General features: G+C 70.7%; 24 protein-coding genes. 13 read left to right on the top strand and 11 right to left on the bottom strand.

The window, feature by feature from the left end; genetic code table 11:
- Nucleotides 1-362 precede the first annotated feature (362 nt).
- Nucleotides 363-806: a hypothetical protein gene (locus tag K1T35_RS35600; protein ID WP_220256120.1), complete on the bottom strand. Its 444-nt coding sequence runs from the start codon at nt 804-806 to the stop codon at nt 363-365.
- Complete coding sequence (locus K1T35_RS35595; RefSeq protein WP_220256119.1) at nt 806-3,349, bottom strand: CehA/McbA family metallohydrolase; 2,544 nt, start codon at nt 3,347-3,349, stop codon at nt 806-808. The genes K1T35_RS35600 and K1T35_RS35595 overlap by 1 nt, the downstream gene beginning before the upstream one ends.
- Nucleotides 3,350-3,503: 154 nt before the next feature.
- Between K1T35_RS35595 and K1T35_RS35590 the strand changes: the two genes are divergently transcribed.
- Genes K1T35_RS35590 through K1T35_RS35580 form a run of 3 tightly spaced genes read left to right on the top strand, consistent with a single transcriptional unit; the run spans nt 3,504 to nt 7,454 of the window.
- The gene (locus tag K1T35_RS35590) at nt 3,504-5,432 is read left to right on the top strand and encodes a primary-amine oxidase (protein WP_220256118.1); all 1,929 of its coding nucleotides are present in this window, start codon (nt 3,504-3,506) and stop codon (nt 5,430-5,432) included.
- Between the two features lie 20 nt (nt 5,433-5,452).
- Nucleotides 5,453-6,874 (top strand): APC family permease, encoded by a 1,422-nt coding sequence (locus K1T35_RS35585; protein ID WP_220256117.1) that lies wholly within the window; start codon nt 5,453-5,455, stop codon nt 6,872-6,874.
- 7 nt (nt 6,875-6,881) lie between these two features.
- Nucleotides 6,882-7,454, top strand: a complete 573-nt coding sequence (locus K1T35_RS35580; protein ID WP_220256116.1) for a hypothetical protein — start codon at nt 6,882-6,884, stop codon at nt 7,452-7,454.
- 209 nt (nt 7,455-7,663) lie between these two features.
- On the opposite strand, the gene K1T35_RS35575 is transcribed toward K1T35_RS35580, so the two are convergent.
- Complete coding sequence (locus K1T35_RS35575) at nt 7,664-8,362, bottom strand: alpha/beta fold hydrolase (RefSeq protein WP_220256115.1); 699 nt, start codon at nt 8,360-8,362, stop codon at nt 7,664-7,666.
- 120 nt (nt 8,363-8,482) lie between these two features.
- Here K1T35_RS35575 and K1T35_RS35570 point away from each other — a divergent pair, with 120 nt between their 5' ends.
- Nucleotides 8,483-8,821, top strand: a complete 339-nt coding sequence (locus K1T35_RS35570; RefSeq protein ID WP_220256114.1) for a helix-turn-helix domain-containing protein — start codon at nt 8,483-8,485, stop codon at nt 8,819-8,821.
- A gap of 214 nt (nt 8,822-9,035) precedes the next feature.
- Here K1T35_RS35570 and K1T35_RS35565 read toward each other — a convergent pair whose 3' ends face one another.
- Both K1T35_RS35565 and K1T35_RS35560 read right to left on the bottom strand, forming a co-directional pair.
- Nucleotides 9,036-9,407 (bottom strand): NAD(P)H-dependent oxidoreductase, encoded by a 372-nt coding sequence (locus K1T35_RS35565; protein WP_255621083.1) that lies wholly within the window; start codon nt 9,405-9,407, stop codon nt 9,036-9,038.
- 161 nt (nt 9,408-9,568) lie between these two features.
- The gene (locus K1T35_RS35560) at nt 9,569-10,525 is read right to left on the bottom strand and encodes an AraC family transcriptional regulator (RefSeq protein WP_220256113.1); all 957 of its coding nucleotides are present in this window, start codon (nt 10,523-10,525) and stop codon (nt 9,569-9,571) included.
- A 102-nt stretch (nt 10,526-10,627) separates the two neighbouring features.
- Between K1T35_RS35560 and K1T35_RS35555 the strand changes: the two genes are divergently transcribed.
- A complete protein-coding gene (locus K1T35_RS35555; RefSeq protein ID WP_220256112.1) occupies nt 10,628-11,581 on the top strand; it encodes an MBL fold metallo-hydrolase in 954 nt (317 codons plus the stop codon).
- Between the two features lie 100 nt (nt 11,582-11,681).
- On the opposite strand, the gene K1T35_RS35550 is transcribed toward K1T35_RS35555, so the two are convergent.
- Nucleotides 11,682-11,978: a cytoplasmic protein gene (locus K1T35_RS35550; protein ID WP_220256111.1), complete on the bottom strand. Its 297-nt coding sequence runs from the start codon at nt 11,976-11,978 to the stop codon at nt 11,682-11,684.
- 59 nt (nt 11,979-12,037) lie between these two features.
- On the opposite strand from K1T35_RS35550, the gene K1T35_RS35545 reads away from it, so the two are divergent.
- A complete protein-coding gene (locus K1T35_RS35545) occupies nt 12,038-12,670 on the top strand; it encodes a TetR family transcriptional regulator (RefSeq protein WP_220256110.1) in 633 nt (210 codons plus the stop codon).
- 270 nt (nt 12,671-12,940) lie between these two features.
- Here the strand turns inward: K1T35_RS35545 and K1T35_RS35540 are convergent, their stop codons facing one another.
- The 3 genes from K1T35_RS35540 to K1T35_RS35530 all read right to left on the bottom strand — a co-directional run bounded on the left by K1T35_RS35540 (nt 12,941) and on the right by K1T35_RS35530 (nt 17,896).
- Nucleotides 12,941-15,430, bottom strand: coding sequence for a tetratricopeptide repeat protein (locus K1T35_RS35540; protein WP_220256109.1), 2,490 nt, complete (start codon nt 15,428-15,430; stop codon nt 12,941-12,943).
- Nucleotides 15,431-15,532: 102 nt separating this feature from the next.
- Nucleotides 15,533-16,261 (bottom strand): TetR/AcrR family transcriptional regulator C-terminal domain-containing protein, encoded by a 729-nt coding sequence (locus K1T35_RS35535; RefSeq protein ID WP_255621082.1) that lies wholly within the window; start codon nt 16,259-16,261, stop codon nt 15,533-15,535.
- A gap of 30 nt (nt 16,262-16,291) precedes the next feature.
- A complete protein-coding gene (locus K1T35_RS35530; protein ID WP_220256108.1) occupies nt 16,292-17,896 on the bottom strand; it encodes a gamma-glutamyltransferase in 1,605 nt (534 codons plus the stop codon).
- 214 nt (nt 17,897-18,110) lie between these two features.
- Here K1T35_RS35530 and K1T35_RS35525 point away from each other — a divergent pair, with 214 nt between their 5' ends.
- The 5 genes from K1T35_RS35525 (at nt 18,111) to speB (ending at nt 22,212) form a co-directional block, all read left to right on the top strand.
- A complete protein-coding gene (locus tag K1T35_RS35525; protein ID WP_220256107.1) occupies nt 18,111-18,980 on the top strand; it encodes an ABC transporter substrate-binding protein in 870 nt (289 codons plus the stop codon).
- Nucleotides 18,981-18,984: 4 nt separating this feature from the next.
- Complete coding sequence (locus tag K1T35_RS35520; protein ID WP_220256106.1) at nt 18,985-19,788, top strand: amino acid ABC transporter permease; 804 nt, start codon at nt 18,985-18,987, stop codon at nt 19,786-19,788.
- A 67-nt stretch (nt 19,789-19,855) separates the two neighbouring features.
- Nucleotides 19,856-20,611, top strand: coding sequence for an amino acid ABC transporter ATP-binding protein (locus K1T35_RS35515; RefSeq protein ID WP_220263051.1), 756 nt, complete (start codon nt 19,856-19,858; stop codon nt 20,609-20,611).
- A 14-nt stretch (nt 20,612-20,625) separates the two neighbouring features.
- Entirely contained in the window at nt 20,626-21,186 is a 561-nt protein-coding gene (locus K1T35_RS35510) for an MBL fold metallo-hydrolase (RefSeq protein WP_220256105.1), read from the top strand.
- Between the two features lie 18 nt (nt 21,187-21,204).
- Nucleotides 21,205-22,212, top strand: a complete 1,008-nt coding sequence (gene speB, locus K1T35_RS35505; RefSeq protein ID WP_220256104.1) for an agmatinase — start codon at nt 21,205-21,207, stop codon at nt 22,210-22,212.
- Between the two features lie 48 nt (nt 22,213-22,260).
- Here speB and K1T35_RS35500 read toward each other — a convergent pair whose 3' ends face one another.
- Both K1T35_RS35500 and K1T35_RS35495 read right to left on the bottom strand, forming a co-directional pair.
- Complete coding sequence (locus tag K1T35_RS35500) at nt 22,261-24,549, bottom strand: aminotransferase class III-fold pyridoxal phosphate-dependent enzyme (RefSeq protein ID WP_220256103.1); 2,289 nt, start codon at nt 24,547-24,549, stop codon at nt 22,261-22,263.
- A 38-nt stretch (nt 24,550-24,587) separates the two neighbouring features.
- Complete coding sequence (locus K1T35_RS35495) at nt 24,588-25,208, bottom strand: TetR family transcriptional regulator (RefSeq protein WP_220256102.1); 621 nt, start codon at nt 25,206-25,208, stop codon at nt 24,588-24,590.
- A 98-nt stretch (nt 25,209-25,306) separates the two neighbouring features.
- Here K1T35_RS35495 and K1T35_RS35490 point away from each other — a divergent pair, with 98 nt between their 5' ends.
- Nucleotides 25,307-25,477 carry a hypothetical protein gene (locus K1T35_RS35490; protein ID WP_220256101.1) on the top strand — a complete coding sequence of 57 codons (171 nt, stop codon included), beginning with the start codon at nt 25,307-25,309 and terminating at the stop codon, nt 25,475-25,477.
- Nucleotides 25,474-26,895, top strand: a complete 1,422-nt coding sequence (locus K1T35_RS35485) for a cytosine permease (RefSeq protein ID WP_220256100.1) — start codon at nt 25,474-25,476, stop codon at nt 26,893-26,895. Before K1T35_RS35490 ends, K1T35_RS35485 begins: the two co-directional genes overlap by 4 nt.
- Nucleotides 26,896-26,940: the final 45 nt, after the last annotated feature.

The raw sequence follows: 26,940 nt of genomic DNA, 5'->3' as shown, positions 1-26,940 counted from the left end.
AAGTCCTCGCTTCGAGACTGAGGTGACAATCTGGCGCAAGTAGACGTCGTGAGCGCTCGGACCTCAATGTCGTGGAAGGCCGTGTAGTCAGGTCCCGGAACCGGGTGCAGCGGCGATCGATTGGCGACCGTCAGCGATCGTGAAGGATCGGTCCCCACCAGTCGACCCGACTGGTCGGCCAGGTGATCATCGACAGCCCCGGCAGAACAATGGCTCTGTCGGCGCGGTCGACGGCGGCCGGTGGCGGCTGGAGCTCACCGCTCCGGCCGGTCCGGCCATCGTGGCGACCTTACCGAACGGCGATGCGGCGTTCGACGCGCTCCGGTCCTGGTCGGCCGACGACGACTGGTGGCGCGAGGCATTTACCTGGTCGCCGCTCCCCTGACGTCCTCGCGACTCGGATCGGTGTCATCGGCCAGGCAGCGCAGGTACAGATAGGCGGTGTTCTTGTTCGCCAGGCCGCCGAGCGAGCCGATGGCCCAGAACCGCAGCGTCAGGTCGGCGGCGCCCGGCTCGGCGAGGCGGACCCGGAACCGTGTCTGCTGGCTCGGCGCGCCGGTGAGCTCCGTGTCCGGGGCGTCCACCTCGACACCGGGGACGGCGGACGAGCGCAGCTGCAGCGGGCCGGTCACGTAACCCTTATTGGTGACGCTGACCGGGATCTCCGCCCACGCATCGGGACGGAGCGGCTCGACCTCGACGTCAGTTCGTGCGGCCTCCACTCGTCCCTCGGGATTGATCGTCACGACGAACGCGGCGTCCGTCGCGACCGAGGTGCAGCACGTGCAGCCGGGTTCGCAGGACATCACTCGACCTCGCTCTCGTCCCGGCGGGCGGCATAGACGGCCTGGGCCTGGTCGTACGCGGCGCGCGCCTCCTCCCGCTCGGTCGGCCGGATGAAGCCGTGCTTCACCTGCCACAGCTTGTCGACGCAGTCGTGCAGCCACTGCGCGCTGCTGCGGGAGGCGCGGATCGGCCGGTCGCCGATCTCGACGAAGATCGGCTGGGTGTGCAGGCTGGGCAGCAGCCGCAGCGCGACCCAGGACGAGCGGTCCAGGTCGAGGTCGAGGTCGAGCTGGTGCTCGGAGCCGTCGGCGATGATCTCCCGGGTCGCGACCGGCAGGCCGTTGACCACCACCTCGACGGCGACCGAGCGCGACTCGCCGATCCGGGCCCATTCCAGATGCCAGGCGGAGGAGTCGGCACCGAAGTCCCAGTCGGCGTAGCCGGCGTTGGGCACCGACGGATCGGCCGGCGCGAGGTCGTAGTCGAACTCCGCCACGGTCGGCTCCGGCCGTCGCTCCGGCAACAGGGCCGCCAGCGTCGCCGTCAATCGCACCCGGCCCGGCTCGGCCCGGCGCTGTTCCCGGGCGGTGTCGCCGTCGACGGCCAGGTCGAAGGCGTGGCTCCGACCGTCGCCGAAGTAGGAGGCCCGGGTCCGCAGCCCATCGATCCACGCCTCGAGGGCCTGGTCGCCGGTCGGCGGTGCCGGCAGCGACACGTACGTGCGGCCGATGCCGGGCCGCTCGTCCGAGACGCAGGGGAAGTCCGTCTCGCCAAGCATCATCGTCCGGAAGCCGGTGTTGAGCAGGTGATACCAGACGTTCAGCTCGGCCGCGACCCCGAATTCGGCGCCGGCGATGAAGTCGGCCGCGTCGTGCGGCACGTCGACGATGAGTTCGTTCGACCCGATCGAGGCGAAAGGCGGAAGGTCGAAGTTGGGCAGCTCGCGGGAGGCCGTACCCATGCCGAGGCCGCAGTGGGCGAACCCGGTCAAAGCGCCCTGGGCCCGCGCCCACTGGTGCACCGGCAGGTTCCAGGACGGCCAGTCCTCCAGCACCGAGGTGCCCGGATAGTCCTGGTCGGTGAGGCCGAGCAGGATCAGGTGGCCGGAATGGCTGGACGGGAAGCCGGAGATCTCGACGTCGTAGCGGAGCACGCTCTCGCTGTCGTGATCGGTGGCCTGTGGCTGCCAGGTGACGCCCTGCGCCTCCTGGTGCGAGGGGAACTCCAGCGTGGCCGGCGGGCTGATGCTGCGGCCGGTGAAGAACTGCTTCTGGTAGTAGTAACACGGCCCCCAGGTGAGCACGCTGGACACCCAGATCGCCTCCCCGCGGACGTGCCGGATCATCGTCTCCGGCGTCACACCCTCGGTGGGCTGGCTGTAGTGCGAGCAGCCGCCGCCGTGGATGTGCGGATCGCCCGAGTAGTAGCCGCGGGCGGCCGGATCGATCCAACGATCCAGCCGTACGCTCAGCGGAGCGGAATCCGCCGGGTCGACCTCGAACCGGGTCGTGACCGGCCGATACTCCGGTCCCCGCCACGCGGTGACGTCGTAGCCACCGGCGGGCAGCGGGATCGACTCCCCGGAGGCCCGGTACACCTGATCCTGGAAGAACATGTCGGGGGCCAGCCGCAGCCCGCGGGACGGATAGACCCGGCCGAGCTGGTCCCGGACGATGATCGAGGCCATGCAGGTACGCCCGTCACTGTCGCGGACGTCCAGGACGACGTCGCGCGCCGGCACCACCTCGGCCTCGATCTCGGTCCGGGCCACGCCGGAGGTGGACAGCCGCCGCAGCTGGGTCTGCTCCCAACTGTCGCCCCGCCGCTCGCCGTCGAGGGTCGGGCCCGCGGATCGGGCGATGGCGATCGGCGCGGACAGCCGGCCCGCGTCGCGGCTGTAGATGCTGAGCACGACGAACTCCAGTTCGCGGCCCGACAGCGTGCCGGGACCGTCGAGCCGCAGCTCGTACCACCACTTGTCCCGGATCGTCGAAGCGTGTTCCACCCGGTCCGGCAGATAGGGCCGGGTCACCATCCCGCTGGCCCAGGTGACCATGCTGCCGCCGCCGTCGACCACGAAGCTCGACTCGACTCCGCCCGGATTGTTCGCGCTGATCAGGAAGCTGCGCCAGCCGCCCTGGATCAGGCGGGCCGGCGCGACGAGCTGCTCCAGTGTTTCCGGTCCGCGCGGGCCGACCTGGAACTCCAGTAGCAGGTACGGCGCCAGCAGCCGCCGAAGCTCGGCCGCGAGGTCGGAGGCCGGTCTCCCCTCGAGCGCGGCCACTGCCTCGAGCAGCCCGGCGTCGACCGGTTCGCCGAGTTCGGTCAGCCGGTTCAGGGCACGGATCGCGGAACTGAGGATCGGTTGGCCTGCCGGGCTCGTCGTCGACAGCTGATCAAGTTGGCTCACGCTGCTCCCGTCGGGCGTTGAAGGGCCTCCCCGTCGACGGTATTGCCGGGTCGCTTGATCAGCTATCGGTTTCGGAACGACCGCGCCCGGTTGTCGCCGCGCAGGCCGAGGGCCGCAACCGCATCCGGCGGCCTCAGGAAAAGCGTGCTCCACCGATCACCGAACGAAATTGGTCAACTCTTCGCCAATTGGCCGAAGGTCATCGCGTGAACTTACCGTGATCGAGCTGTAGCTGTTCGGAGCTAACGATTGTGTTGCCTCTGGTCATGAATGGTGTGATCGGCGTCTCCGCAGGGAAAGGGAGGGGGTGACGACGACCGCCCGGAACCGCCCGACCAGCGCGCCAACCGTCCATCCGCTCGAGCCGCTGACTGCGGCCGAGGTCACTCGAGCTGTCGATCTGCTCCTCGGCTCCGGCCATCCGGGCGACGCGTGCCGCTTCGTCTCGATAGTCCTGCGGGAGCCGGAGAAGTCCGCTGTGCTCGCGTTCGACGCCGACGGGACCGCGACCGCACGGGAAGCGGACGCGATCGTGCTCGACACGGCGGACGGGACGACCTACGAGGCGGTCGTCTCGCTCACCGACGGGGCCGTGACCCGCTGGGAGCACGTGCCCGGTGTGCAGCCGCAGGTGATGCTGGAGGAGTTCTTCCAGTGCGAGGAGATCGTCAAGGGCGATCCCGGGGTCCAGGAGGCTCTACGCAAGCGCGATATCACCGAGTTCGACGGCGTCATGGTGGACCCGTGGTCGGCCGGGCATTACGGCGACGAGGAACAGGGCCGGCTGCTGCGCGGCCTGATCTGGATGAAGATGGGCGGGCCCGACGACAACGGCTACGCCCACCCGGTCGAGAACCTCGTCGTCTACGTCGACACGCAGGCCAAGCGCGTGGTGAAGATAGAGGACCACGGCGTCGTGCCGGTCCCGCAGCGGCCCGGCAACTACACCCCGGACGCCGTCGCGCCGCGCACCGACCTGCGGCCGATTGAGATCACCCAGCCCCAGGGCACCTCGTTCACTGTGGACGGGCACGAGGTGCGCTGGCAGAAGTGGCGCTTCCGGGTCGGGTTCACCCCGCGCGAAGGGCTCGTCCTGCACACGGTCCGCTACACCGACGGCGACCGCGAGCGCCCCGTCCTCCACCGCGCGTCGCTGTCGGAGATGGTCGTGCCCTACGGCGACCCGGCACCGACGCACCGGCGCAAGAACGCCTTCGACGCAGGCGAGTACAACATCGGCACCCTCGCCAACCCGCTCGAGCTCGGCTGCGACTGCCTCGGTGAGATCCACTACTTCGACGCCGTGTTCGCCGACGCCGACGGCAACCCGCTGACCATCCCGAACGCCGTGTGCCTGCACGAGGAGGACTACGGCCTGCTCTGGAAGCACACCGACTTCCGCACCGAGAAGACCGAGGTCCGCCGGTCGCGGCGGTTGGTGGTCTCGTTCATCGCCACCGTCGGCAACTACGAGTACGGCTTCTTCTGGTACCTCTACCAGGACGGCACGATCCAGTTCGAGGTCAAGCTCACCGGGATCATGTCGACCGGTGCCGTCCCGCCGGGCACCCGGCCGACGCACGGCCAGCTCCTCAACGCCGACGGCCTCTACGCCCCGATCCACCAGCACTGGTTCAACATGCGGCTGGACTTCGACATCGACGGCACCGCCAACTCGGTCTACGAGGTCGACACGGTGACCGACCCGCCGGGCCCGGACAACCCGCTGGGCAACGCCTTCCGCACCGTCGACACGCTGCTGGAGACCGAGCGCGGCGCGCAGCGGAGCGTGAGTCCGGACCGAGCCCGGTACTGGAAGATCGTCAGCCCGGACGCGCGCAACGCCGTCGGCGAGCCCACCGCTTACGCGCTCAAGCCGCACGGCAACATCGTGCCGTTCGTGCAGCCGGAGGCGAGTGTGCTCAACCGCGCCGGGTTCATGGCCCACCACCTGTGGGTCACGCCGTACGAGGAGCGGGAGCGGCACGCCGCGGGCGACTACCCGAACCAGCACCAGGGCGGCGACGGGCTGCCCCGCTGGACCGCGGCGGACCGTCGGGTGGCCGACACCGACGTGGTGGTCTGGTACACGTTCGGCGAGCACCACGCCGCGCGCCTCGAGGACTGGCCGGTGATGCCCGTGCAGTACGCCGGGTTCTCGCTGCAGCCGACCGGGTTCTTCGACCAGAGCCCCGCGCTGGACGTGCCGCGCCCCGTGAACGGGCACTGCGGCTGACGAGTCGAGGGGAGGCCTCGATGAGCGAGCGAGTGGTGGGCCCGCAGGACAGCGGGCTGGAGAAGACGCTGGGCACCTGGTCGATCTTCGTCGCCGGGGTGGGCCTCGTCGTGGCGGCCAGCACGCTGGTCAGCGACTTCGTCGGCTACTTCACGATCGGGCTGGCGTTCCTGGTCGCCCTGGTGATCGGCTTCCTGATCAACCTCTTCCTCGGCCTGTCCTGCGCGGAGCTGTCCACGACGTACCCGAAGGCCGGGGCGCTCTACGAGTACGGGGCGCGAGCGGTCCCGTGGCGAGGCGCCTCCGTCGTCGCCGGGCTCTTCCTGGCCTTCGCGTTCTACGGGATGTTCGGCATCGTGGGAGCGCTGGAGATCGCCGCGGGGTCGTTCGGCCTCCAGGCGCTCTTCGGCGCCACCGGCGCGCTCGCCCCGTGGATCATCGCGATGACGGTCCTCGCCACGCTGCCCAACCTCGTGCACGTGCGGACGATGGCGATCATCGAGGCCGTCGTCCTCGTCGGCATGCTGGCCATTCGCTGGTTCTTCGGCGTCGCCGGATGGGCAGGCTTCTCGAACACCGGTGCGTGGTCGGCCGGCAACTGGGTGGGCGAGATCGGCGTCTTCGAGTGGTCCGCGGTCGCCGGTGCCCTGGCCCTGGCCTACTGGAGCTTCGTCGGAATCGAGTTCGTCGCGCCGCTGGCGGAGGAGACCCGAAACCCCCGGCGCAACCTCCCGGCCGGGATCGTCCTCGGGCTGCTGGCCATCCTCGCCACCTCGGCGTTCATGGGAACCGGCGTCGGTGGGACCCGTCCCCTCGCCGAATGGGAGGAGTCGGCCATGGGGCCGGCCGGCTGTGACGGGAGCTGCCCGCAGCTGGTGGTGGGGGAGGCCATGTTCGGCGGTTGGGGACATGGCCTCATGGCGCTCGCCACCGCGGCCGCGACGTACACCTCCATGGTGATCGTGCTCGCAGCGATGCCGCGGATCCTCTACGGGATCGCCCGTGACGGCAACTTCTTCGGTGCCCGGCTGTCGCGGGCGTTCGCCTACCTGCACCCTCGCTTCCGGACGCCGTGGGTCGCCGTCTTCGTCACCGCGGTCGTGTACTGCGTCGTCGCGATCTCCTTCAACGACGTCGTCACCCTCATCTACGCCGGCTCGTACGCCTGGGTGATCATCTACATCTTCTGGCACCTCCTCGTCGTCGTCTCCCGGTTCACCGACCCGGACGTCGCCCGGCCCTTCCGGCTCCCTCTCGCGGTGCCGATCATCGGTGCGCTGGGCACCGTGTTCGCGCTCTACTTCGCGTTCCAGGGCGCGCACAGCACGTACGGCCTCCCGGCGCTCGCGATCTTCGCCGGGGCCATGGTCGCTGCGCTCGTGTCGTACGCGCTGGCGCGGGCGAGACAGCCGGTCCGGGCCTCGGACGAGCAGGGGACGTGATGAAGCGATGAGGTCGGAGCGCCTGGCGCCGCTGTCGCTCCGGCACCGCGCGTCGCTGCTCTACGAGGGACGCCGCAGCGCCGTCCTCGAAGAACCCGTCGACGCCATGCACCGGGCCGGGCTCCACCCCGTCACCGACCCCCGTTCCCGACACGCCAGGAGCCGGATCGGGCACGACGTCGTCGTCGAGGTCGGTTTCGCCAGCTCCTTCCGGATCTTCGGCGCCCTCATCGACACCCTGTGGACCGGGAAGCGCGAGGGCGTCCGGCTGCCGCCGGCCGTCATCGGCTACCGATTCGGACGGAGCGGCCGTTTCGTGGCGAAGATCAGGAGCGAGCGGGCCGGCGTCGTCGCGGAGGCGCTCAACGCCGACCCCGACCTCCGGCCGCTCCTCGCGCGGGCCGAGTTGAAGGACCTGCACCTGGCGCAAGGCCCGCAAGGGCGATCGGTGCAGCTGCAGCCACTGGCCGGGACGATCACGGCGCTGTACTTCCCACCGCTCCCGCCGTACACCGTGCTCATCCGGCCCGACGAGGCAGACGCCCAGCTGGTGCTCCTCACCCGCTTGCTGACGGCGTGAGCGGCCCGGCGACGTGGGACCCCCTCGGTAGCAGGCGCGGGTGGACGGCACCGGGCATCAAGATCGATGACCACAGCCCGCACGGGCGTGGGAGGCGCGGGGCGTGGTCACCGACCGCGGGCAGACTTTCCCCGTGCCCACTGATCGTCACAACCCGGCCGCGAACCCAGCGGCACCGGCACGCCCGATTTTCAGGGGTCTCTCCTGGACTAGGCCGCCTCGAGCAGCAGCCCGGCGAGCTCGACGGGCATGGTGATCATGCAGTCGTGGCCGGTCGACAGCTCCCGTATCTGCTCGCCCGCGGGGACGGGACGCCGGGTGATACCCGCCGGCCGACCGGCGACGCAGTGGATGTGCGTGCGCGGGATCGTGCGCGCGGCCGGATCGTCCAACCGGACCGGCTCCTGGAGGCACCGCACCGGCTGGTCCGACAGCATCGAGCGCAACCAGGCGACGTCGTCGGGATCGGTGACACCGAACAGGCCGAGCGGCGGCGGCTGCTCCGGCATCGGCGGAACCCGCCAGCCGTCCACGGCGAGGTCGATGAGTTGCTTGGTGACCGGAAGGACATCGACCGCGGCTTCGCCGTCTTCGGGGACCATCGCGTCGAGGAACACCAGATGCGCGATCCGCTCCGGGACCCGGTTGGCAACCCCCGAAATGACCATCCCGGCGTAGCTGTGCCCGACGAGCACCACGTCGTCGAGACGCTCGTCTTCGATGATGCCGGCGACGTCGTCGATGTGGGTGCCGAGCCCGACCTCTTGGCCCAGCAGATGTGCCTTGTCGCCGTAACCGGTCAGCGACGGCGCGAGCACCCGGTGCCCGGCTGACTCCAGCAGCGGGGCCACCCGGTCCCAGCTCCGCCCGCTGTGCCAGGCGCCGTGTACCAGCAGAAACGTGGCCATGGTGGTGCGGCTCCTTCTCGCGCTTCTCGGTACCATTTGGTAACCGATGGCATCGTGATCCCCGCGAGGTGCGCCGGGCAATACGGCACTTTTCGGTGCCCCGGTTCTCAGGAGGTAACCATGCAGGACCCGTGCCACGCCCGCGAAGTCCTCGGGATCGTCGGGGACAAGTGGGCGCTGCTGGTCGTGCGCATGCTCGAGGACGGGCCGCGGCGCTTCACCGAGCTCAAGCGGGCCATCGACGGCATCAGCCAGCGCATGCTCACCGTGACGCTGCGCGACCTCGAGCGCGACGGAATCCTGACGCGCACCGTCCGCAACGTCATGCCTCCGCACGTCAGCTACGAGCTGACCGCGATGGGCCGGACCCTGCGCGAGGCCACCGCGCCGCTGCTCGAGTGGAGCCTCACGCACCTGCCGCACATCGACGCCGCCCGCGCGGAGTACGACAACCGCTAGGGGCCTGCGACGTCGGCTGTCCAGCCCACGAACTTGCTACTTCTGGATCGAGCCGTACCGGGCGATCGAGGAGCCGTACCGTCACGGCGATGTCATTGGTGGGCATTGATGAGCCCGCCGATCCCGGTGGGCCCGGCGGTCGACCCACCGATCCGGACCTGGACCAGTTGCCCGGCCAAAGCTGCGTGACGAGCCACTGGTGTCGGTTCGGGGATCAGGCGGCGGCCGCGCCGTCGGCGATCGTCGCGGCGAGTGCACGAGCACGGTCGTGGGCGTTGGCCATGGATGCCTCGTGCTTCGGGAGCAGCGCGGCCAGCGTCGGCGCGTGGGGGGACATGGTCAGCTCGGGGATCACGGTGGTGACGTCCAGGCCGAGCATGTCCTGGTTGCCGAGCAGCGCCTCGAGGACGGGTACGACGTAGTCGAAGCCGTGCCTGGGAGCGCCGGGGCCGTAGCTGCCGCCCCGAGCCGAGATCACCACGGCTGGACGCCCGGCGACGGGGGAGGAGCCTCCGATGGTGCGGCCGTAGACGAGGATCTGGTCGAGCCATGCCTTGAACGCCGAGGGCATCGTCAGGTTGTACATCTCGTAATAGCCGCAACGCCCGACAGCTCGATCGTCTCATCGCCCTGCCGCCCTTACGCCCGGTCACCGCGACAGGAACTCGCAGCCCGACTCGCCAGCCCCTGGTCAGTTGGTCGAGGCATCGGCGGTGATGTCGGTGTGCCGGGCCATCTCGGTGCCCTTCAGGGCCTGGTTCCCGCGACGGGAACAAGGCGGCGAGACCCCTCGGGGACATGACGCTGCTGCCCTCGCCGGAAGCGGCCGGGGGCGACGCCGAATTCGCGGCGGAAGGCAGTGGCGAAGGCGAATTCGGAGCCGTAGCCGACCTGGCGTGCCACGCCCGCCAGGGGCACGTCGTCATCTGTCAGGATGCGCGCTGCGGTGTTGAGCCGCCACCAGGTGAGGTAGGTCAACGGAGGGCGGCCGACGACGCGGGAGAACCGCCGGGCAAAGGCTGTGGTGGACAGGCCGACGGTGCGGGCGAGGTCGGGCACCGTCCAGCGGCGGTCGGGCTCGCCGTGCATCGCGGCGAGAGCCGGTGCGACGAGCGGGTCGGTCAGGGCCGCGGGCCAACCGCGGTCGAGATCCTGCGTGTCCTGTTCGTCGAGCCAGGCTCGCAGCAGGTAGACGAGCACCAGGTCCATGAGGGCGGGCAGCGCGGCGTCGGATCCGGGACGAGGCCCGAGGAGCTCGGCGCCGAGCAGGTCGATGGCACTGCGCAGGTCGTGATGGCGGGAGCCGGGGGAGAGGTGGACGACTGCGGGTAGGGACTGCAGGAATGGATGGGCCAGGCGGCGCTCCAGCTGGTAGGCCCCGCAGACCAGGTGCGCGCGAGCGGTCTCCGGTTGCGTCGACGCTGCGTCGTTGCCGGGGTCGGGTGGGAGGTCGGCGAGGGCGACGTCCGGGCGATCGGACAGACCGTGTGCGGACCCGTGTGGCAGGAACACGACGTCGCCCGCCCGGAGCGGTACCGGGCTGCCCTCCGGCGGAACCAGCCAGCACGAGCCGTGCAGCAGGACGTGGAACCCGGCTCCGGGATAGGGGCCGAAGCGGTTACCCCACCCGGCCGGCCGGAGGCTGGGGGTGAACTCGGCGCGGCCCACCCGCATCGTCGCGATCACGCCGCTGAAGACGTCCATGACCGAAGACTACGCAGGAAGATACGGGTCTAGTCATATCGCGTATAAAACAGGTGTACGAACACATGGGAACAACCTCGCCAGCCTCGTAGCGTCGCCTGCATGAGCATCGAACACGACGCCCCGCGCACCCTCGACACGATCGCGATCGGCGATGTCCAGATCACCCGAGTCGTCGAGTGGCACGGTCCCATCGCCCCCGGGCCGGAGGTCTTTCCGGACGCGCCCGAGCCGGTGTGGCAGCGTCATGCCGACTGGCTCGTCCCGGACTTCTGGGAGCCCCGCACCACCTTCTTCAAGGCCAACATGCAGACGTGGGTGCTGCGGAGCGAGGGACAGGTCATCCTCGTGGACACCGGCCTCGGTGACGACAAGGAGCGGCCCTATGCGACGCCGTGGGCGCATCTGCGAACCGGTTTCCTGGAGCGGCTTGCCGCTGCCGGTGTGCAGCCGGAGGACGTCGACATCGTGGTGAACACCCACGTCCACGCCGACCACGTCGGCTGGAACACCCGGCTGGTCGACGGGCAGTGGGTGCCGACGTTCCCGCGCGCCCGCTACCTGATCCCGAAGGCGGACTTCACGTTCTGGAACCCGCTCAACGGGCACCCCAAGCGGGGGTCGCTCGGCGGTATCAACGCCGCGCTCGGCAATCAGAACATGTTCGAGGACAGCGTCCGGCCGGTGCACGAACACGGGCAGGCGGATCTGTGGGAGGAGAGCCACCGCATCGACGGGAACCTCGAGCTGGAGGCCATGCCCGGACACACTCCCGGTACATCGATGCTGAGCTTGCGCTCCGGCTCCGAGCGGGCCCTCTTCGTCGGCGACTTGCTGCACTCGCCGCTCCAGTTCGTCGAACCCCACGCCGAGGTGTGCCTCAGCGAGGACGCGCCCGCCGCCGTGCGGCAGCGGAACCGAATGCTCGAGCGTGCTGCCGAGACCCGCGCGCTCGTGCTGCCCGCCCATCTGCCCGGGCCGGGTGCGGCAGAGGTACGTCGGGATGGCGCCACGTTCGCGATCAGTCACTGGGCGCCCTTCAGCCCCGCGCGCTGAGCCTGCAACGCCCAGTCGTCGGGGCATGACCGGCAGTTCGAGCAGCAACCGCTTTGCCGGGATCGGCTGGGTCGGCGGGGAGTGCTGTGGACCTACGGACTCACTTCAGCTCGACGAACAGCGAGTGCGAGTCGGTGTCGCCGATGTTCTCGCCGGCGTGTGCCGTCGCCGGCACCCAGCCGGCATCGTGAGCCTGCTTCTCCACCTCGATGGTGCGCCCGTCCTCCAGCGTGAGGCGCCGGCGGAACGTCGACAGCGGGATGATCACCATGTCCGGGTGGCCGTGCATCGAGGTGCGGTCGCCCGGGTGGTCGCGATACTCCAGCACTCGCACACGTTCGTTCTCGAACACCACCGAGTAGAAGTCCGGATCCGTCTTGATTGGGTCGGTGCACATGACGGCCTCCTTTATGGGACTTGAGTCCCACGAAGGACAGTACGATACCGTGAAGCCTGATGACAACCCGCGTCGCCGTCCCCTACGAGCAGAGCGGCCGCCGCAACCAGAAGGCGCGCACCCGCGAGGCGCTCGTCGCCGCCGCGCGCGAGCTGCTGGCCACCGGGATCACTCCGACCGTCGAGGAGGCGGCCGCCAGCGCGGCGGTCTCGCGCACGACGGCGTACCGCTACTTCCCGAACCAGCGCGCGCTGGTCGTCGCCGCCCACCCGGAGATCGACCGGGCGTCGCTGCTCCCCGACGACCCGCCGGAGGACCCGGAGGAGCGGCTCGCGCTCGTCGTCGCGGAGACCACGCGCATCGTGCTGGACTGGGAGGCGCAGCTGCGCGCGTCGCTGCGGCTGTCGCTGGAGCCAGGGGAGGAGCCGACCGGCCCGGTGCTGCGCCGCGGTCGCGTCATCGGCTGGCTCGAGGACGCCCTCGCGCCGCTGGCGACCACGCACCCGCGGCTGGACCGCCGGGGCCTCGCCATAGCGATCCGGGCGGCCACGGGCATCGAGGCGTTCGTCTGGATGGTCGACGTGGCCGGCCTCACGCGGGAGGAGGCGGCGTCGACGATGCAGTGGACGGCCCGCGCGCTGCTGCGCTCCGCCCTCCGCGACGGCGGTCCGGAGGCACGATCGGCCACGTAACGGGCCACCGGCGCCGGGAACGTCGGGCCGCTGGTCAACACGATCCACGGCTCGTTCATCACCGGCGGGATCATCGTCAGCTCCGCCGTCGGCGGGCTCGCGATCGACGGGTTCGGCCGGCGCGCGCCGCTCTGGCTCGGGACGTGCTCGCGCTGCTCGGGATCCTGACGCTCGTGCCCGACCTCGTACGGAGGGCCGCCCCGCAGGAGCGTCAGCGCCAGGTCGTGGCCTGAGCGTCGAAGAGCGCCACCCTCCGACGGCGCCTCTCGATCAGGCGTCGCAGTCGTCGAGGCGAGCACGGATCTCGGCGGTGCCGAACTCCTCGTCCACGGTGATGTCCGTGCCGAGGTCCGAGAGGATGTCCAGCGCAGCCTGCCAGTGTCGGCGTGCCTCCCCCCGCCGGCCCAGCGCGTGGTGGGCGCGGGCGATGCCGTCGTGGGAACGGGCCTGGTCGATGGGTTGTCCGAGGTCGGTGGCGAGCTCGAGGGCCCTGCTGTGGCGGGCCAGCGCCTGCTCGGCCCGCCCTCCAGCGGCGTCGAGGCGTGCCGTTCCGTCCAAGGCCTCGAACACGCCGTTGACGTTGCTCAGCCGTTCGGCCAGGCGGAGGCCCTCCGCGTAGGCCTCCTCGGCCGGCCCATGACGGCCCTGCACCCGGTGGACCCATGCAAGACCGAGCAGGCTGTGGAGTTCGCTGAGGGAGTTGCCGGTCGCACGGGCGAGCGCATGCGCCTGCTCGAAGAACCTGGCCGCCCGCTCGTACCTGATGCCGGGGTCGGACTCGTCGGGCGCTGCGGGTTCGCGTTGCGTCAGATGCAGCCAGCCGAGGCGGTACAGGGCATCCACTTCTCCGCTCCGGTGCGCGATTCCGCGACTGATCTCGAGCGCCCGGAGGACGTGCTCGATGGCGGCCTCGTGACTGCCCTGCAGGCTCGCGAGGAAACCGAGGCCGAGCAGCGCGTCCACCTCGACTCGGCGGTCGCCGATGGAGCGTGCGATGGCCAGCGCACTTCGGTAGTGGTCGGCCGTCGGGGTGGCACGGCCCTGCCGGCGGTAGACGTGGCCCAGGTTGGTGAGCACGTTCGCCTCACCGGCCGCGTCGCTGTTGCGGCGAGCGATGGTCAGCGCCTGCTGGTGCAGTACCTCCGCCTCGGCGTAGCGGTCCCGCGTGCGCAGGTACCGATCCAGGGTGGTCGACAGGTGCACGGGGTGCCCGCGTGGGCAGAACCGGGCGGCGTACCGGGCAGCGGTGAGCAGGTTGGGCAGTTCGAGGTCGAGCCACGCGGCGGCCTCGACCGGACCGGCGAAGTCGGGTGTCGGGGTGGCGGCCGGGGGTGCCGGTGGGCGCCGTTCCCGTTCGTAGGGGTACAGCACGTCCATCGCCACCGACGCGGTGTGGCTGTAGTAGTCGAACATGCGGCCGAACGCGGCCAAGCGATCCGGCTCCTCGCGTTGCGCCGCCGCAGTGGCGTGGGAGCGGACCAGATCGTGGAACTCGTACCTGCCCGGCACCAGCTCCTGCAACAGGTTCACGTCGAGCAGGTCGTCGAGCAGTCGCGCGGCTCGGTCCTCCGTGACGTCGACCAGCGCCGCGGCCACGTAGACGTCGAAGCTGGATTCCGGGAGCGGGCCGCACAATCGGTAGGCGCGCTGTAGCTCGGGGTCGAGCTGCAGGTACGACATGTCCAGTGCGGCGGTGACGCTGCGCTCCCCCGATTCCAGCTCGCCGAGCCGTTCCTGCCGATCACGTAGCCGCTCCAGCAGGTGCCCCGCCGCCCACGCTGGACGCGATCGCAGCCGGGCGGCCGCGATCCGTAGAGCCAATGGCAGGCGCCCACACAGCTCGACGACGTCGTCGACCCCTGCGTCCTCGGCGTCGACCCCCGCGAAGCGGGTGAACAGCGCGACCGCGTCCGGTTGTGGGAGCACATCCAGCGAGACCGTCAGTGTGTGATCCAGCTCGATCAGCCGGCGTCTGCTGGTCACCAGGGCCAGCGATCCAGGGGTGGCCGGCAGCAGCGGACGCACCTGTGCCTCGCTGAGCACGTCGTCCAGCACGACCAGCATCTTCCGATCGGCCAGCGTGCTGCGGTACAACGCGGCCCGATCCTCCGTGTGTGCCGGGATCTGTTCCGCAGGCACTCCCAGTGCCCGCAGCAGCCGATCCAGGGCCTCGCCCGGCGGTACGGGGTCAACACCCTGCGTGTAGCCGTGCAGGTTCAGGAAGAGCTGCCCGTCGGGGTACGCGCCCGACAACCGATGCGCGGCGTGCAATGCCAGGGCGGTCTTCCCGATCCCGGCCATCCCGTCGATCGTCACGATCACCACCGAGCCCATGTCATGAGCCCGTTCGAGATCTCTCAGCTCCAGCGACCGGCCGGTGAACAGCGGAGGCGCCGCCGGCAACTGCCGTAGGACGGGCATCCCGCCCCGCTCCGACGGCTCGCCGTGTGCGGGAGACGGCGAACGTGGTCGGGTCGGCTCCGCCGGTTCGCCGCCGACCGGTTGCGCACGTGCTGCTGCGGCGAGCTCCTCCAGCTGGGCCGGCCCCAGGTTCAACGCCTCGATCAGCCGGCGGAGCGTGTAGCCCTGCGGCCGCATCGCGGCGCCCGTCTCCAACCGGCGGACCGTGCGCACGCTCAGCCCCGCTCGCTCGGCGAGCTGCTCCTGGGTCAGCAGTGCCCGCGCTCGCCAAGCCTGCAGCAGCGCCCCCACGCCGGCACCGCCGTCCGGCGAGGGAGAAGGGTTCGTGGTCACCCCCACCCCACACTCCCGGTCGGGTCCCCAGCTCGGGATCGATGGCCCGACCATATCTCTTCGCGCAGGTCACTGATCCATCCGAACAGTGTCCCGTGCCGACAGTTGTCAGGGGAGGCGCTCCCGGCCGTCGGGAGGGGTTGCGTCAGCCGTCGCCCGGATCGTGTCGATGACCGCCTGGACGGCGGTCAGGAAGTTCTGCGGGTCGTCCAGCGCGACGAACACGGGCGCGACCCGCGCGATGTTGGGGTACTTCTCGGCCGGCAGGGTGAGGTAGTCGGTCTTCCAGGCGCGGAGGTCGGCGTCGCGGACCTCGGGGGACAGCGAGGCCAGGCTGGCGTCCATCGCGCTGTAGGAAAGCACCACGTCGGCGAAGACCCGGTGGTAGCGGGCGGCGTCGGTGTCGTTGAGGCCGGCGCGGCGCAGGCAGTCGAGCTTGCGTTCTACGGAGCGGAACTCGTTCTCGCGGCGGGCGGTACGGGCCGCGACCAGCGCGCCGACGCGTGGGTGGCGGAGGAACGCCTCGTGCGTGTGGATCGCGATCTGCATGAGGTCGTGGGCCCAGTCGTCGGTGAGTGGCGGGGTGTCCGCGAGGGCCTCTTCGTGGAGGGCGTCGATGAGGGCAAGCAGGAGCTCGTCCTTGTTGCGGAAGTGCCGGTAGATCGCGGTCGGGTGGGCGGACAGCTCGCGGCCGAGCGACTGGAACGTGAGCTTGTCCATGCCGGCGGAGTCGGCCACCCGGAACGCCGCCTTGACGATGAGCTCCTGGCTCAGCGTGCCGCGCGGTAGCCGGTTGCGGTTCGCGGTCCTGCTCACCTCGGCGCTGCTCTTGCTCACTCGCCCTTCCTCAGGTCGGCACTCGCAGGGTCAGCCGGCGACGGCAGCGCCGTCGGCTCGGGGATCCGTGGCTGCCACCAGTTCCGGTCGGCCGGTGCCCGGCACCTTACGCACGAGCTGGCCGTGTCCCACACCGTCGTCGTGTGAGTCGATCTCCTCGACGATGAACCCCGCGCGTTCGATGGCGCGGACGCCGCTGGGCGGAACGTCACGCTCGGCATTGACGGTACCGGCGCCCGCCGTCACACCCGCTTCCATCGGGCCGAGGACCCAGCGTGGCGCCGCGGTGGCGGCGGCGAGCGAGGCGCCGGCGGCCAGGTGCAGCGCGATGTGGGTGTGCACCTGGGGCTGGGCACGTCCCCCCATCGCGCCGTGCGCGCCGACCAGCTCGCCTGCCTCCCGGACCAGCACCGGCATCAGGGTGTGCAGCGGCCGCTTCCCGCCGGCGAGCAGGTTCGGCGAGGTCGGGTCGAGGGCGAACGCCGCGCCCCGGTTGTGCAGGACGATGCCGGTCGCGGGATCGAGGAGCGCGGCGCCGAAGCAGTGGAAGACGCTCTGGATCAAGGAGACCCAGGTGCCGTCGGCATCCGTGGCCACGATTGCGACGGTGTCGCCGGATGCCTTGACCTGCCCGAGCGGCAGGCTCGGTGCGCCAGACGTCGCCCGCTCGGCGATGCGCCGTACGTACGCTTCCGACAACAGCTCGTCGATCGGGGACGGCGACCACGCGGGATCGGCGCAGTAGCGGTCGCGGTCGGCGGCGGCCTGGCCGAGCACGGACGCCACCACGCCGGCGTCGTGGCTCAGCGGGTCCACCGGCCCTCGGTCCGCGCGCACCACCTCCAGTGCCTTGAGCGCCTGGAGGAAGTACAGGCCCTGGGAGTTGCCCGCGCCGGAGAGGTACTCGACGCCGTCGTACATCGCGCCGTGCGCCTGCGCCAGTTCCACGGTGTGCTCGGCGAAGTCGGCCACCGTCATCGCCGAGCCCTGCCCGGCGAGCAGCTCGACCAGGCTCGCGCCCACCTCTCCGCCGTACATCGCGGCCGGGCCGTGGTCGGCGATCAGCGCGAGCGTGCGGGCGAGCTCGGGCTGGTGCAGGGTCTGCCCGGCAGACAGGACCGCCCCGTCCGTGAAGAACACCGCGGACGCGCCCGGATCCCGTGCCAGGATGTGCTGCTCGCGCTGCAGGTCGCGGGCGAGGCCGGGGGCGACGGCGACCCCTTCGCGCGCTGCGGCTGCAGCGGGGGCGATCGCGGAGGCGAGGGGGCGGGTGCCCCAGTGGCTCGCCAGTGCTGCCCAACCGGCGACCACACCGGGAACGGTCACGGGTAGCGCGCCTTGGACCGGCATGACGTCGTGGTCCGCTGCCACCGACCGAACGTCGACGGCCCGGGGTGCCCGCCCGCTGGAGTTGACGAAGCGGACGTCCCCGCCGGCCGTGCCCACCAGCGCGAGCAGGTCGCCGCCGATCGAGCACTGGTTGGGGTAGACCACCGTCAGCATCGCCGCCGCGGCGAGAGCGGCGTCGATCGCGTTGCCGCCGGTCCGCAACACCTCGGCCGCCGCGTCGCTCGCTGCCGCATGGGGCGCGGCCACGGCCCATCGTGATCCGTTCGCGACGAGCCGCCGGTTCATGCGCACAGTTGATCGTCCTTTCCGCGATGGGGAGGCACGGCCCTGTGCCGTGGGTGACGGGAAGAGGGCCGGGTCTGCCGGGCAACATTCCCGTTACAGCGGATTCCTTGACTCCTGCGGACCGCTCGCCCTAACTTGCCCTCTAGTCAACGGCATCGACTATGGCATCGACTTACGTCTCCCGCAACAGTGGGAACGCGCGAAGGAGCTCGGTATGGCCAGGTCGCACTCCCCGTCCCGCCGAGCGGCATACGTGCTGGCCGGCTCCGTCATCACGACCGTCGTGGCCCTCGCCGGGTGCGGCAGTCCGGCTGCCCCGAGCGCGCCCGCGCCGGGATCGGTCACGGTCCCGGAGGGGACGCTCGTGCAGGACGGACAGATCACCTACTGCTCGGACATCAGTGCCCCGCCGCTGACCTTCTACGACGCGGCCCAGACCCCGGTGGGCGCCGAGATCGAGCTCGGCAACGCGCTCGCCGCCGAGCTCGGTGTCCGGGCGAACTGGGCCAACACCAGCTTCAACGGCATCATCCCCGCACTGCAGGCCAGGCAGTGCGACGCGATCATGAGCCAGCTCTACATCAAGCCGGAGCGGGAGGTGGTGGTCGACTTCGTCCCGTACATGTACGCGTCCAACACGCTGGTGGTGGCGAGCGGCAACACCGCGATCAACGGCGTGGACGACCTGTGCGGCACGAAGGCGGCCGGTCAGACGGGCACGACCGTCGTCGGCTACCTCACCGATCAGTCCGCGAAGTGCACGGCCGCCGGTCGGCCCGCCGTCGACATCCGGCAGTTCACGAAGGACAGCGACGCCCTCCAGCAACTGCGGCTCGGCCTCGTGGACTGCTACGGCACCACGCTGGAGACCGCCGCGTACGTGATGACCCAGCAGCCCGGCACGTTCCGGCTCGCCGGTGAACCCTTCAACCGCATCAAGGTGGGCATCGCGCTGCGCAAGGGCGAGCAGGCCCTGCACGGCGCGCTGACCGAAGCGCTCGCCGCGGTCCAGAAGAAGGGCATGTACACCGCGATCCTCGCGAAGTGGAACCTGACCGGCGACGACATCTCCCTCGCAGGGTGACGACGTGACCCCTGGAGCCGGTTTCGACTGGACGTTCTTCTGGCAGAACCTGCTGTCGCCCTCGGGCGTGTTCCTCGAAGGGCTGTGGCGCACCGTGTACATCTCGGTGATCGCGCAGCTGCTCGGGGTGGTGCTCGGTCTCGTGATCGCATTGGCCCAGCGCAGCCGCTTCGGGGCACTGCGCTGGGCGGGCGGCGGCTACGTCTGGTTGATCCGCGGCACGCCGCTGCTCGTGCAGCTCGTCATCGTCTACAACGGCCTCGCGGCCGCGGGTTTCTACCGGTTCACCGACATCCAGATCGGCGGCGTCGTCCTACTCGGCGTCGTGCAGGCGGCCATCCTCACGCTGGCCGTGAACGAGGCGGCGTACATGGCCGAGATCTTCCGCGCCGCGCTCGACGCCATCGACCCTGGCCAGGCGGAAGCGGCACAGGCGCTCGGCATGACGCCGGCGACGACCATGCGGGTCGTCCTGCTACCCCAGGCGCTGCGCATCATCGTCCCGCCGCTGGGCAACGAGTTCAACCTGATGATGAAATCGACGTCGCTGCTGTCGGTCATCGGCCTGCAGGAGATGTTCCTGACGGCGCAGTCGATCAACTCCGCGACGTTCAAGACCTTCGAGATCTTCCTCGTCGCCGCGTGCTGCTACCTCGCCCTGACAACGATCTGGTCGTTCATCCAGCGCTACATCGAGCGCAAGCTCGCCGATCCCGGCCGGGCGGTCGCCTCACCGTCGCTCCGGACGCGCCTCGTCGGTGGCTCGGACCGGATCAGGACCACACTCGCCGGCAGGGGAGCGCGCTGAGATGGACCCGCTCACGAAGGCAACCACAGTGCACGACCTGACCGGGCCGGCCGACCCGTCGGCGGTGATGTCCGCGCGCGGGGTGGTGAAGCGCTTCGGCGACATCCGGGTCCTCGACGGTGTCTCCATGGACGTCCGGGCCCGCGAGGTCGTTGTCGTGATCGGACCGTCCGGTTCCGGCAAGACGACGTTCCTGCGGTGCCTCAACCACCTGGAGCGGATCGACGAGGGGGAGATCCTCGTCCACGGCAGCCGGGTGGGATACCGGCCGGGTCCGGGGCGGCCGGTGGAGGAGCGCCCGAGAGTCGTCGCCGAACGTCGGCGCAACATCGGCTTCGTCTTCCAGCGTTTCAACCTGTTCCCGCACCTGACCGCGCTGGAGAACGTGGCCGCCGCCCCGGTGCACGTCCTGGGCGTGTCGAAGGCGGAGGCGCGGGAGCAGGCCCACACTTTGCTCGCGAGGGTCGGTCTCGCCGGCAAGGCGTCCGCGCGGCCGTCCGAGCTGTCCGGTGGCCAGCAGCAGCGCGTCGCCATCGCCCGTGCGCTCGCGATGAAGCCGGAGCTGATGCTGTTCGACGAGCCGACCAGCGCGCTCGATCCCGAGATGGTCGGCGAGGTGATCGCGGTGATGAAGGAGCTGGTGGACGACGGCATGACGATGATCGTCGTCACGCACGAGATGGGTTTCGCGCGTACGGCCGCCGACCGGCTGATCATGTTCGACCACGGCGTCATCGTCGAGGAGGGGACGCCCGACAAACTCATCGCCGACCCCGAACACGATCGAACCCGTGCTTTCCTGCGTCGAATCGAGAGCGAGTGACGGAAGGAACAGCAATGACCGCAACTGTGGACGTCCTCACCACCGGATATGCCGCCGAACGGGTCGCGGGCACCGTCACCCTCATCCGCGACACTGATGTGACGATCGTGGTCGACCCCGGCATGGTCGCCCACCGGGGGCTCATCCTGGATCCCCTGTCCGAGCTGGGGATCGATCCGAACGACGTGACGGACGTGGTGTTCTCCCACCACCATCCCGACCACACCCTCAACGCCGCGCTGTTCCCCGAGGCCCGGTTCCACGACCACTGGGCGATCTACCACGGCGACGTCTGGGAGGACCGCGACGCCGACGGCTTCGAGCTGTCGCCTTCCGTCCGGCTGATCCGCACACCCGGACACACCGCCGAGGACATCACGACTCTGGTCACGACCGACACCGGCCTGGTTGCGGCCACCCACCTGTGGTGGAGCGCCGACGGGCCCCAGGACGACCCCCTGGCCCACGACGGTGACCAGCTGAAGGCATCTCGCGAGCGGCTCCTCGCGATGGAACCGATGTTGATCATCCCTGGTCACGGCGCGGCCTTCGCGCCGCCCGGCCGGGTCCGCTGAACGTCCGACCGGAGAACCATGCCCCGTTACGGCTCGATGTACGGCCCCGACGTCACCTTCCTCGGTGTCGACCCCTGCACGCTCGAGGAACCCGGCACCTACGCCGGCGCCGACGTCGTCATCATCGGCGCGCCGTTCGACGGGGGCACCTCGCACCGTCCGGGCACCCGTTTCGGGCCGCAGGCCATCCGCATGACCGACTACCTGCCGCACGACGGCAGCCGGCCCAGCCTCCCACTGCGCGTGGACGCGCTGGCCGACCTGCGGGTCGTCGACGCCGGCGACGTCGAGATGTACTCCGGGGACATCGAGGGCAGCCTCGCCGCGCTGGAGGAGGCCGTCACCACCGTCGCCCGCAGCGGCGCGGTCCCGGTGGTGCTGGGCGGGGACCACTCGATCGCATTCGCCGACGCCAAGGGCGTGGCCAACCACCGCGGTCACGGCCGCGTCTCGATGATCCACTTCGACGCGCACGCCGACACCGGTGACATCGAGTTCGGGTCGCTGTGGGGCCACGGACAGCCGATGCGTCGGCTGATCGAGTCCGGGGCACTGCGCGGCGACCGGTTCCTGCAGATCGGCCTGCGCGGTTACTGGCCCGGCCCCGAGACGCTGGCGTGGATGGCGCGCCAGCGGATGCGCTCGTTCGAGATGACCGAGATCGGCGAGAGGGGGCTCACCGCCTGCCTGGACGAGGCATTCGCGATCGCGACCGACGAGTGCGACGGGGTCTTCCTGTCGGTCGACATCGACGTGTGCGACCCCGGGCACGCCCCGGGCACCGGCACCCCTGAACCGGGCGGGCTGTCGGCCCGCGCCCTCCTGGACGCCGTCCGGCGCATCTGCATGGAGCTGCCGGTGGTCGGCCTCGACGTCGTCGAGGTCTCCCCGCCCTACGACCACGCCGACATCACCGCGGCGCTGGCCAACCGGGTCGTCCTGGAGGCGCTCAGCGGGATGGCATGGCAACGCGGGCCCGGCGAGCGCTGGGACCCCGCCCGGCCGGTGCTCGACGAGAGGGACTGATCTTGCTGCGTGGTCCGGCAGACGCGGCACGCCGAGGGCCGGACGTCGCTACGGGCCGGGCTGCTCGGCGAGCGTCCGGTCGAGGGCGTCGACGAGCACGGGCACCTCGGTCCGCGTGAAGGCCAGCGGCGGCCGGATCTTGAGCACGTTGCCGGCCCGGCCCGTCGTGCCGACGAGCACACCGCGGTCGCGCATCCCGTCGCGGACGGCGACCGCCGTCGCGCGGTCTGGCTCCGTGCCGCCGGGGCGGACGATCTCGACGCCGACCGCGAGCCCCACCCCCCGGACGTCGCCGATGGCCGGGTGGCGGCCTGCCACCTCCCGCAGGGCGGCACGCAGCGTCTCGCCGGTGTGGCGGACCCGGTCGAGCACCCGTTCGTCGTCGATGACGTCGAGCACCGCAAGGGCCGCGGCGGCGGAGACCGGGTTGCCGCCGAACGTGCTGAAGAGGACCGTCCGACCGGCCGCGGCCTGCACGACCTCGCTGCGGGCGATCACCGCCGCGACCGGATGTCCGTTGCCCATCGGCTTGCCGAGCGTCACGACGTCCGGCTCGATGCCGAAGCGGGAGAACGCCCACAGCGCCTCCCCGGTGCGCCCGTGGCCGGACTGCACCTCGTCGGCGACCCACAGCGCGCCGGCCGCCTTGGCCCGACGGTGCAGCGCGCGGACGTACGCCGGGTCGAGGTCGACGATGCCCTCGCTGGTGAGAAGGGTGTCCAGGTACACGGCCGCCGGTTCGTGCCCACTGACCCGCAGCCGTTCCAGTGCCGCCTCGAAGGACTCTTCACCGAGGGCCGTGCCCCGGTAGGGGTCGGGCGGCGTCCAGGTCGCCACGTGATCCGGGCTGCGCCCATCGAGCCACACCTCGGGTGAGACGGCGGCGACGGCCTCGGTGAGGCCGTGGTAGGCGAAGTCGGTGCACAGCGCCCCGTCCCGGCCGGTCGCGGCGCGAGCCAGCCGCCAGGCGAGGTCGTTCGCCTCCGACCCCGAGTTCACGAGCAGCACGGTGTCCAGACCGGGCGGGCACGACGCGGCCAGCCGCTCGGCCAGCTCCACCGCAGGCTCGGACAGGTAGCGGGTGTGCGTGTTGATCAGTCGCGCCTGTCGGGAGATCGCCGCCGTGACCCGCGGGTGGGCGTGCCCCACGCACGGCACGTTGTTGTAGCCGTCCAGGTACCGCCGGCCGGTCACATCGGTGATCCACACCCCCTCCGCCGACGCGACGTGCACCGGCTCGCGGTAGAACAGCGGCTCGGCGGCGGGACCGAAGACGGCGTCACGCCGCTGCACCAACCGGGCGGTCGGGGCCTCGACCCGGCTGCCCCCCAGCTGACGGCGGACGCCGTCCCAGCCGACCGCCTCGAAGCCGGCGATCGTCGCCGCGGCGGGGTCGTTGTAGCGCCGCGCGAAGACCGGGTCCTCCAGCCCCTGCGCCACCCGCCACTCGCTGATCGCGATGTTCAGTGCTGCCCGGGCCGCCCAGACCTCCCCGAGCAGGTCGACCTCCTCCGGCTCGAGCGGGGTCACCCGCTCGTACCCGTCGATCACGAGCCGGGCGGCGCGGAACATCTCCTCGCCGGACCGCCCGCACACCAGCGACTCCAGCAGGGACGCGAGATCGGTGAGCAGCGTCGCGTGGCTCATGTCCCCGAAATCCACGATCCCGGTGATCGTGCCATCGGCGGCCGTGAGTGCGTTGTCCACCGTGAGGTCACCGTGCACGACCTGCGCGCGCAGCCGCGGCCACGCAGGGACGACGACCTCGTCGAACCGGTCGACGACCCGCTCGACGGCGGCTCGCCGCTCGTCGTCCGGGATGTACCCGAGCAGGTCCCGTGCACGGGCGGCGTGCTGGACGTCCCAGAGCATGGTGCGGTGGGCCTTCGGGTGGCTGAACCCGCGCAGGGCCCGACCGAGCCGGGCCGACGTGCTGCCCCAGATGCGCAGTGCGCGGTCGTCGAGTGTCGTGGGGTCGACCCGGCCGGTCCCGGGGAGGACGTCGTACGCGCGCACCCAGTACACGTCCCCGCCGTCGTTCCACCGGGCGCGGAAGGCATCCGGGGTGCCCGGCACCGGCCACGGCCGGGCCACCCCCAGCGCAGGGTCGATGTGGTGCACGTGCAGCGCTGCGGCGGCCTCCATGTCGAGGACCTCGGGATCCTCAGCGGGGTTCGACACCTTGAGCACGGCCACCGGGCGCCCGGCGGACAGCACCAGGAACGCCTGGTCCCGCTCGCTGCCGAGGTCCCGCGCGTCGTCCGCGGCGACCCCGAACAGCTCACCGAGCAGTGCGGCGGCCCCGGTCGTCGTCTGCCGCGGCCGACCCGTCTGCATCGTCCCCTCCACCGCCGCACGGTGTCCCGTCGCCGGCATCAGGAGGCCGGTCCGCGATCGATGAGCCCGTCGAGGAACAGGCCCAGTGCGAGCTCGAACCCGCGGTCGTCGACGGCGTCGAGCTCGGCTTCGGCCAGCGAGCGCGCCAGTGCGGGGTAGCGGCCGGCGTAGTCGCCGGGAGTCCGGACGAAGCCTCTGGTGAACGGAATCAGCGCCGACCCGAGCACGATGTACTCCAGCGCGGCCATCACCTCCAGCGCGGCGGCGGGGCTCCAGCCCGCGCGCTGGAGCGCGCCGAGCGTGGTGTCGTACCCGGACAGCGCGACGTCGGTCTCGATGGCGCGGAGCGCGATCACGGTGAGCGCCTCGGGGTGCCGCCGGAACGCCAGCCGGTACGAGCGGGCGAACCCGGCGAGCCCTCGGTGCAGGTCCGGATCGGCGAGCGGAGAGTTGTCGATCTCGCGGTCGATCAGCTCGGTCACGGCGTCGAGGATCTCGTCCTTCGAGGTCACGTGGTTGTAGAGCGACGGCGACCGTACGCCGAGCCGGGTTGCGATGTTCCGCGTGGTGACGGCGGCGGCGCCGTCCTCGTCGAAGATCGCCAGCGCAGCGCGGGCGATGCTCTCCCGGCTCAGAGCGAGATCGGTTCTGCGTCCCACGCGAAGGCTCCTCCTCGTCGGCTCTTCCGGATCAGTCGCCCACAGGCTACTGTCTCCGAACTATCTTAGATAGTTTGCGCTCGAGACGGGTGGTCGACATGAACACCGACTGGCACGACGCGGAACTGAGCCGCCGGCTCGCGACGATCGAGGACCCTGCGTACGACGATCCGGCTCGCGCGGACCTGCCGCGTGTCGACCTGATCCTGCTCGCGGTGGGCGTGGTGGTCGTCGTGGTCGCGATGTGGCTGTGGGGGTACCCGGCATGAGCACTCCGCGGCAGGCGGCGCCGGTCGAGGGCGACGCCGCGTTCACCGGGCTGCCCACGCTCAGGGGTGAGCGGATCTGGGGGTTCTGGTCGTTCACCTCGGTGAACGTCGGGTTGGCGATCGCGACCTGGGCGTTCCTCACCGGCGGGACCGTGGCGCTGTTCGCCGGGGCGAGGACGGCGATCGCGGCGGGCGTGATCGGCAATCTGATCGGCGTCGTCCTCGTCGCGCTCGCTTCCTGCCTCCCGTCGGGCAAGTACGGGGTCGAGCAGTACACCGGGCTGCGGGGTGTGTTCGGGCTGAACGGCGTCCGGGCGTTGGTGCTCGTGCTGTTCCCGCTCGCGGCGGCGGGTTGGAACGCGATCCTCGCCGTGATGTGCGGTCGCGCGATCGTCAACGTGATCAACGCCGTCGCCGGCACCGCGTTCGACCCCAATGGCGGGTTGGTGATCGCGATGGCGCTCGTCGCGATCGTCGCCTCGTGGCTGGTGCTGGTGAAGGGTCCGGTGTCGATCGAGTGGATCAACAAGATCGTCGCGCCGCTGCTCGCGGTGATGTCGGTCGCGATGCTCGTGCTGATCCTGGTGCAGCACCCCTGGGGCGAGCTGGCGGCCGCGCCGCCGCTGCAGCCGTTCGGCGATCCCGGTCTCGACTGGATGATCGCCATCGAGATCGGCCTCGGTACCGGATTCTCGTGGTGGACCATCATGGGCAACCTCGCCCGGCTGACCACGACGCAGCGGGTGGCGTTCTGGCCGAACCTGATCGGGCTGTTCCTGGCGAGCGTGGTCGCGAGCATGGTGGGGACGTTCGCCGCGCTCGTGCTCGGCGACGCCGACCCCACGGTGTGGATGGTGCCGCTCGGCGGCGCGGTGCTCGGCGTGCTCGCGCTCCTGTTCGTCGGGTTCGCGAACCTCACCAGCATGGTCGGCCAGACCTACTCGGGCAGCCTCGCGGTCCTGCGCGCCATCGGCCGCCCGGCGCACCGGCTGCCGTGGTCGGTGCTCGCCGCGCTGCTGTTCGCCCCCGCCGCGGCCGTCGTGTTCTGGCCTGGCGTGCTGTACGACAACTTCTTCAAGTTCATCGCCTGGGTGTCGCTGGTGCTCGCGCCGCTGTGCGGGGTCCACCTCGTCGACTTCTTCCTGCTGCGCCGCCGCACGCTGCACGTACGAGGCCTGTACGAGGCAGAGGGCGTGTCGAGGTACTCGTACTGGCGTGGCGTGAACCCGTTCGCGTTCGTCGCCGTCGGCGCCGGGGCGCTGACCTACTACCTGCTGCTCAACCCGCTGACCTACGAGGCGTCGTCGCTCTTCCGCTACACGAGCGCATCGGTGCCGGCGTTCCTCGTCGCCGGGGTGTTGCACTACGCGTTCACGCGGCTGGTCGTGGTGCCCGCCGGGAAGGGTGGGTATCGATGAGCGAGCTTGCGAGCGAATCAATGTCACAGCGCCTTCGCGAAGCGC

The organism is Pseudonocardia sp. DSM 110487 (assembly GCF_019468565.1).
Lineage (GTDB): Bacteria > Actinomycetota > Actinomycetes > Mycobacteriales > Pseudonocardiaceae > Pseudonocardia.
The sequence above is the reverse complement of the archived record's forward strand: the minus strand, read 5'-3'. Positions and strand labels throughout refer to the sequence as shown.

Coding starts and splice junctions, on each gene's coding strand:
- K1T35_RS35525 (WP_220256107.1), top strand. CDS start 18,111: ATGGCCAGGTCGCACTCCCCGTCCCGCCGAGCGGCATACGTGCTGGCC.
- K1T35_RS35490 (WP_220256101.1), top strand. CDS start 25,307: ATGAACACCGACTGGCACGACGCGGAACTGAGCCGCCGGCTCGCGACG.
- K1T35_RS35600 (WP_220256120.1), bottom strand. CDS start 806: ATGTCCTGCGAACCCGGCTGCACGTGCTGCACCTCGGTCGCGACGGAC.
- K1T35_RS35530 (WP_220256108.1), bottom strand. CDS start 17,896: ATGAACCGGCGGCTCGTCGCGAACGGATCACGATGGGCCGTGGCCGCG.
- K1T35_RS35550 (WP_220256111.1), bottom strand. CDS start 11,978: ATGTGCACCGACCCAATCAAGACGGATCCGGACTTCTACTCGGTGGTG.
- K1T35_RS35570 (WP_220256114.1), top strand. CDS start 8,483: ATGCAGGACCCGTGCCACGCCCGCGAAGTCCTCGGGATCGTCGGGGAC.
- K1T35_RS35510 (WP_220256105.1), top strand. CDS start 20,626: ATGACCGCAACTGTGGACGTCCTCACCACCGGATATGCCGCCGAACGG.
- K1T35_RS35565 (WP_255621083.1), bottom strand. CDS start 9,407: ATGTACAACCTGACGATGCCCTCGGCGTTCAAGGCATGGCTCGACCAG.
- K1T35_RS35560 (WP_220256113.1), bottom strand. CDS start 10,525: ATGGACGTCTTCAGCGGCGTGATCGCGACGATGCGGGTGGGCCGCGCC.
- K1T35_RS35555 (WP_220256112.1), top strand. CDS start 10,628: ATGAGCATCGAACACGACGCCCCGCGCACCCTCGACACGATCGCGATC.
- K1T35_RS35515 (WP_220263051.1), top strand. CDS start 19,856: ATGTCCGCGCGCGGGGTGGTGAAGCGCTTCGGCGACATCCGGGTCCTC.
- speB (WP_220256104.1), top strand. CDS start 21,205: ATGCCCCGTTACGGCTCGATGTACGGCCCCGACGTCACCTTCCTCGGT.
- K1T35_RS35500 (WP_220256103.1), bottom strand. CDS start 24,549: ATGCAGACGGGTCGGCCGCGGCAGACGACGACCGGGGCCGCCGCACTG.
- K1T35_RS35585 (WP_220256117.1), top strand. CDS start 5,453: ATGAGCGAGCGAGTGGTGGGCCCGCAGGACAGCGGGCTGGAGAAGACG.
- K1T35_RS35580 (WP_220256116.1), top strand. CDS start 6,882: ATGAGGTCGGAGCGCCTGGCGCCGCTGTCGCTCCGGCACCGCGCGTCG.
- K1T35_RS35485 (WP_220256100.1), top strand. CDS start 25,474: ATGAGCACTCCGCGGCAGGCGGCGCCGGTCGAGGGCGACGCCGCGTTC.
- K1T35_RS35545 (WP_220256110.1), top strand. CDS start 12,038: ATGACAACCCGCGTCGCCGTCCCCTACGAGCAGAGCGGCCGCCGCAAC.
- K1T35_RS35575 (WP_220256115.1), bottom strand. CDS start 8,362: ATGGCCACGTTTCTGCTGGTACACGGCGCCTGGCACAGCGGGCGGAGC.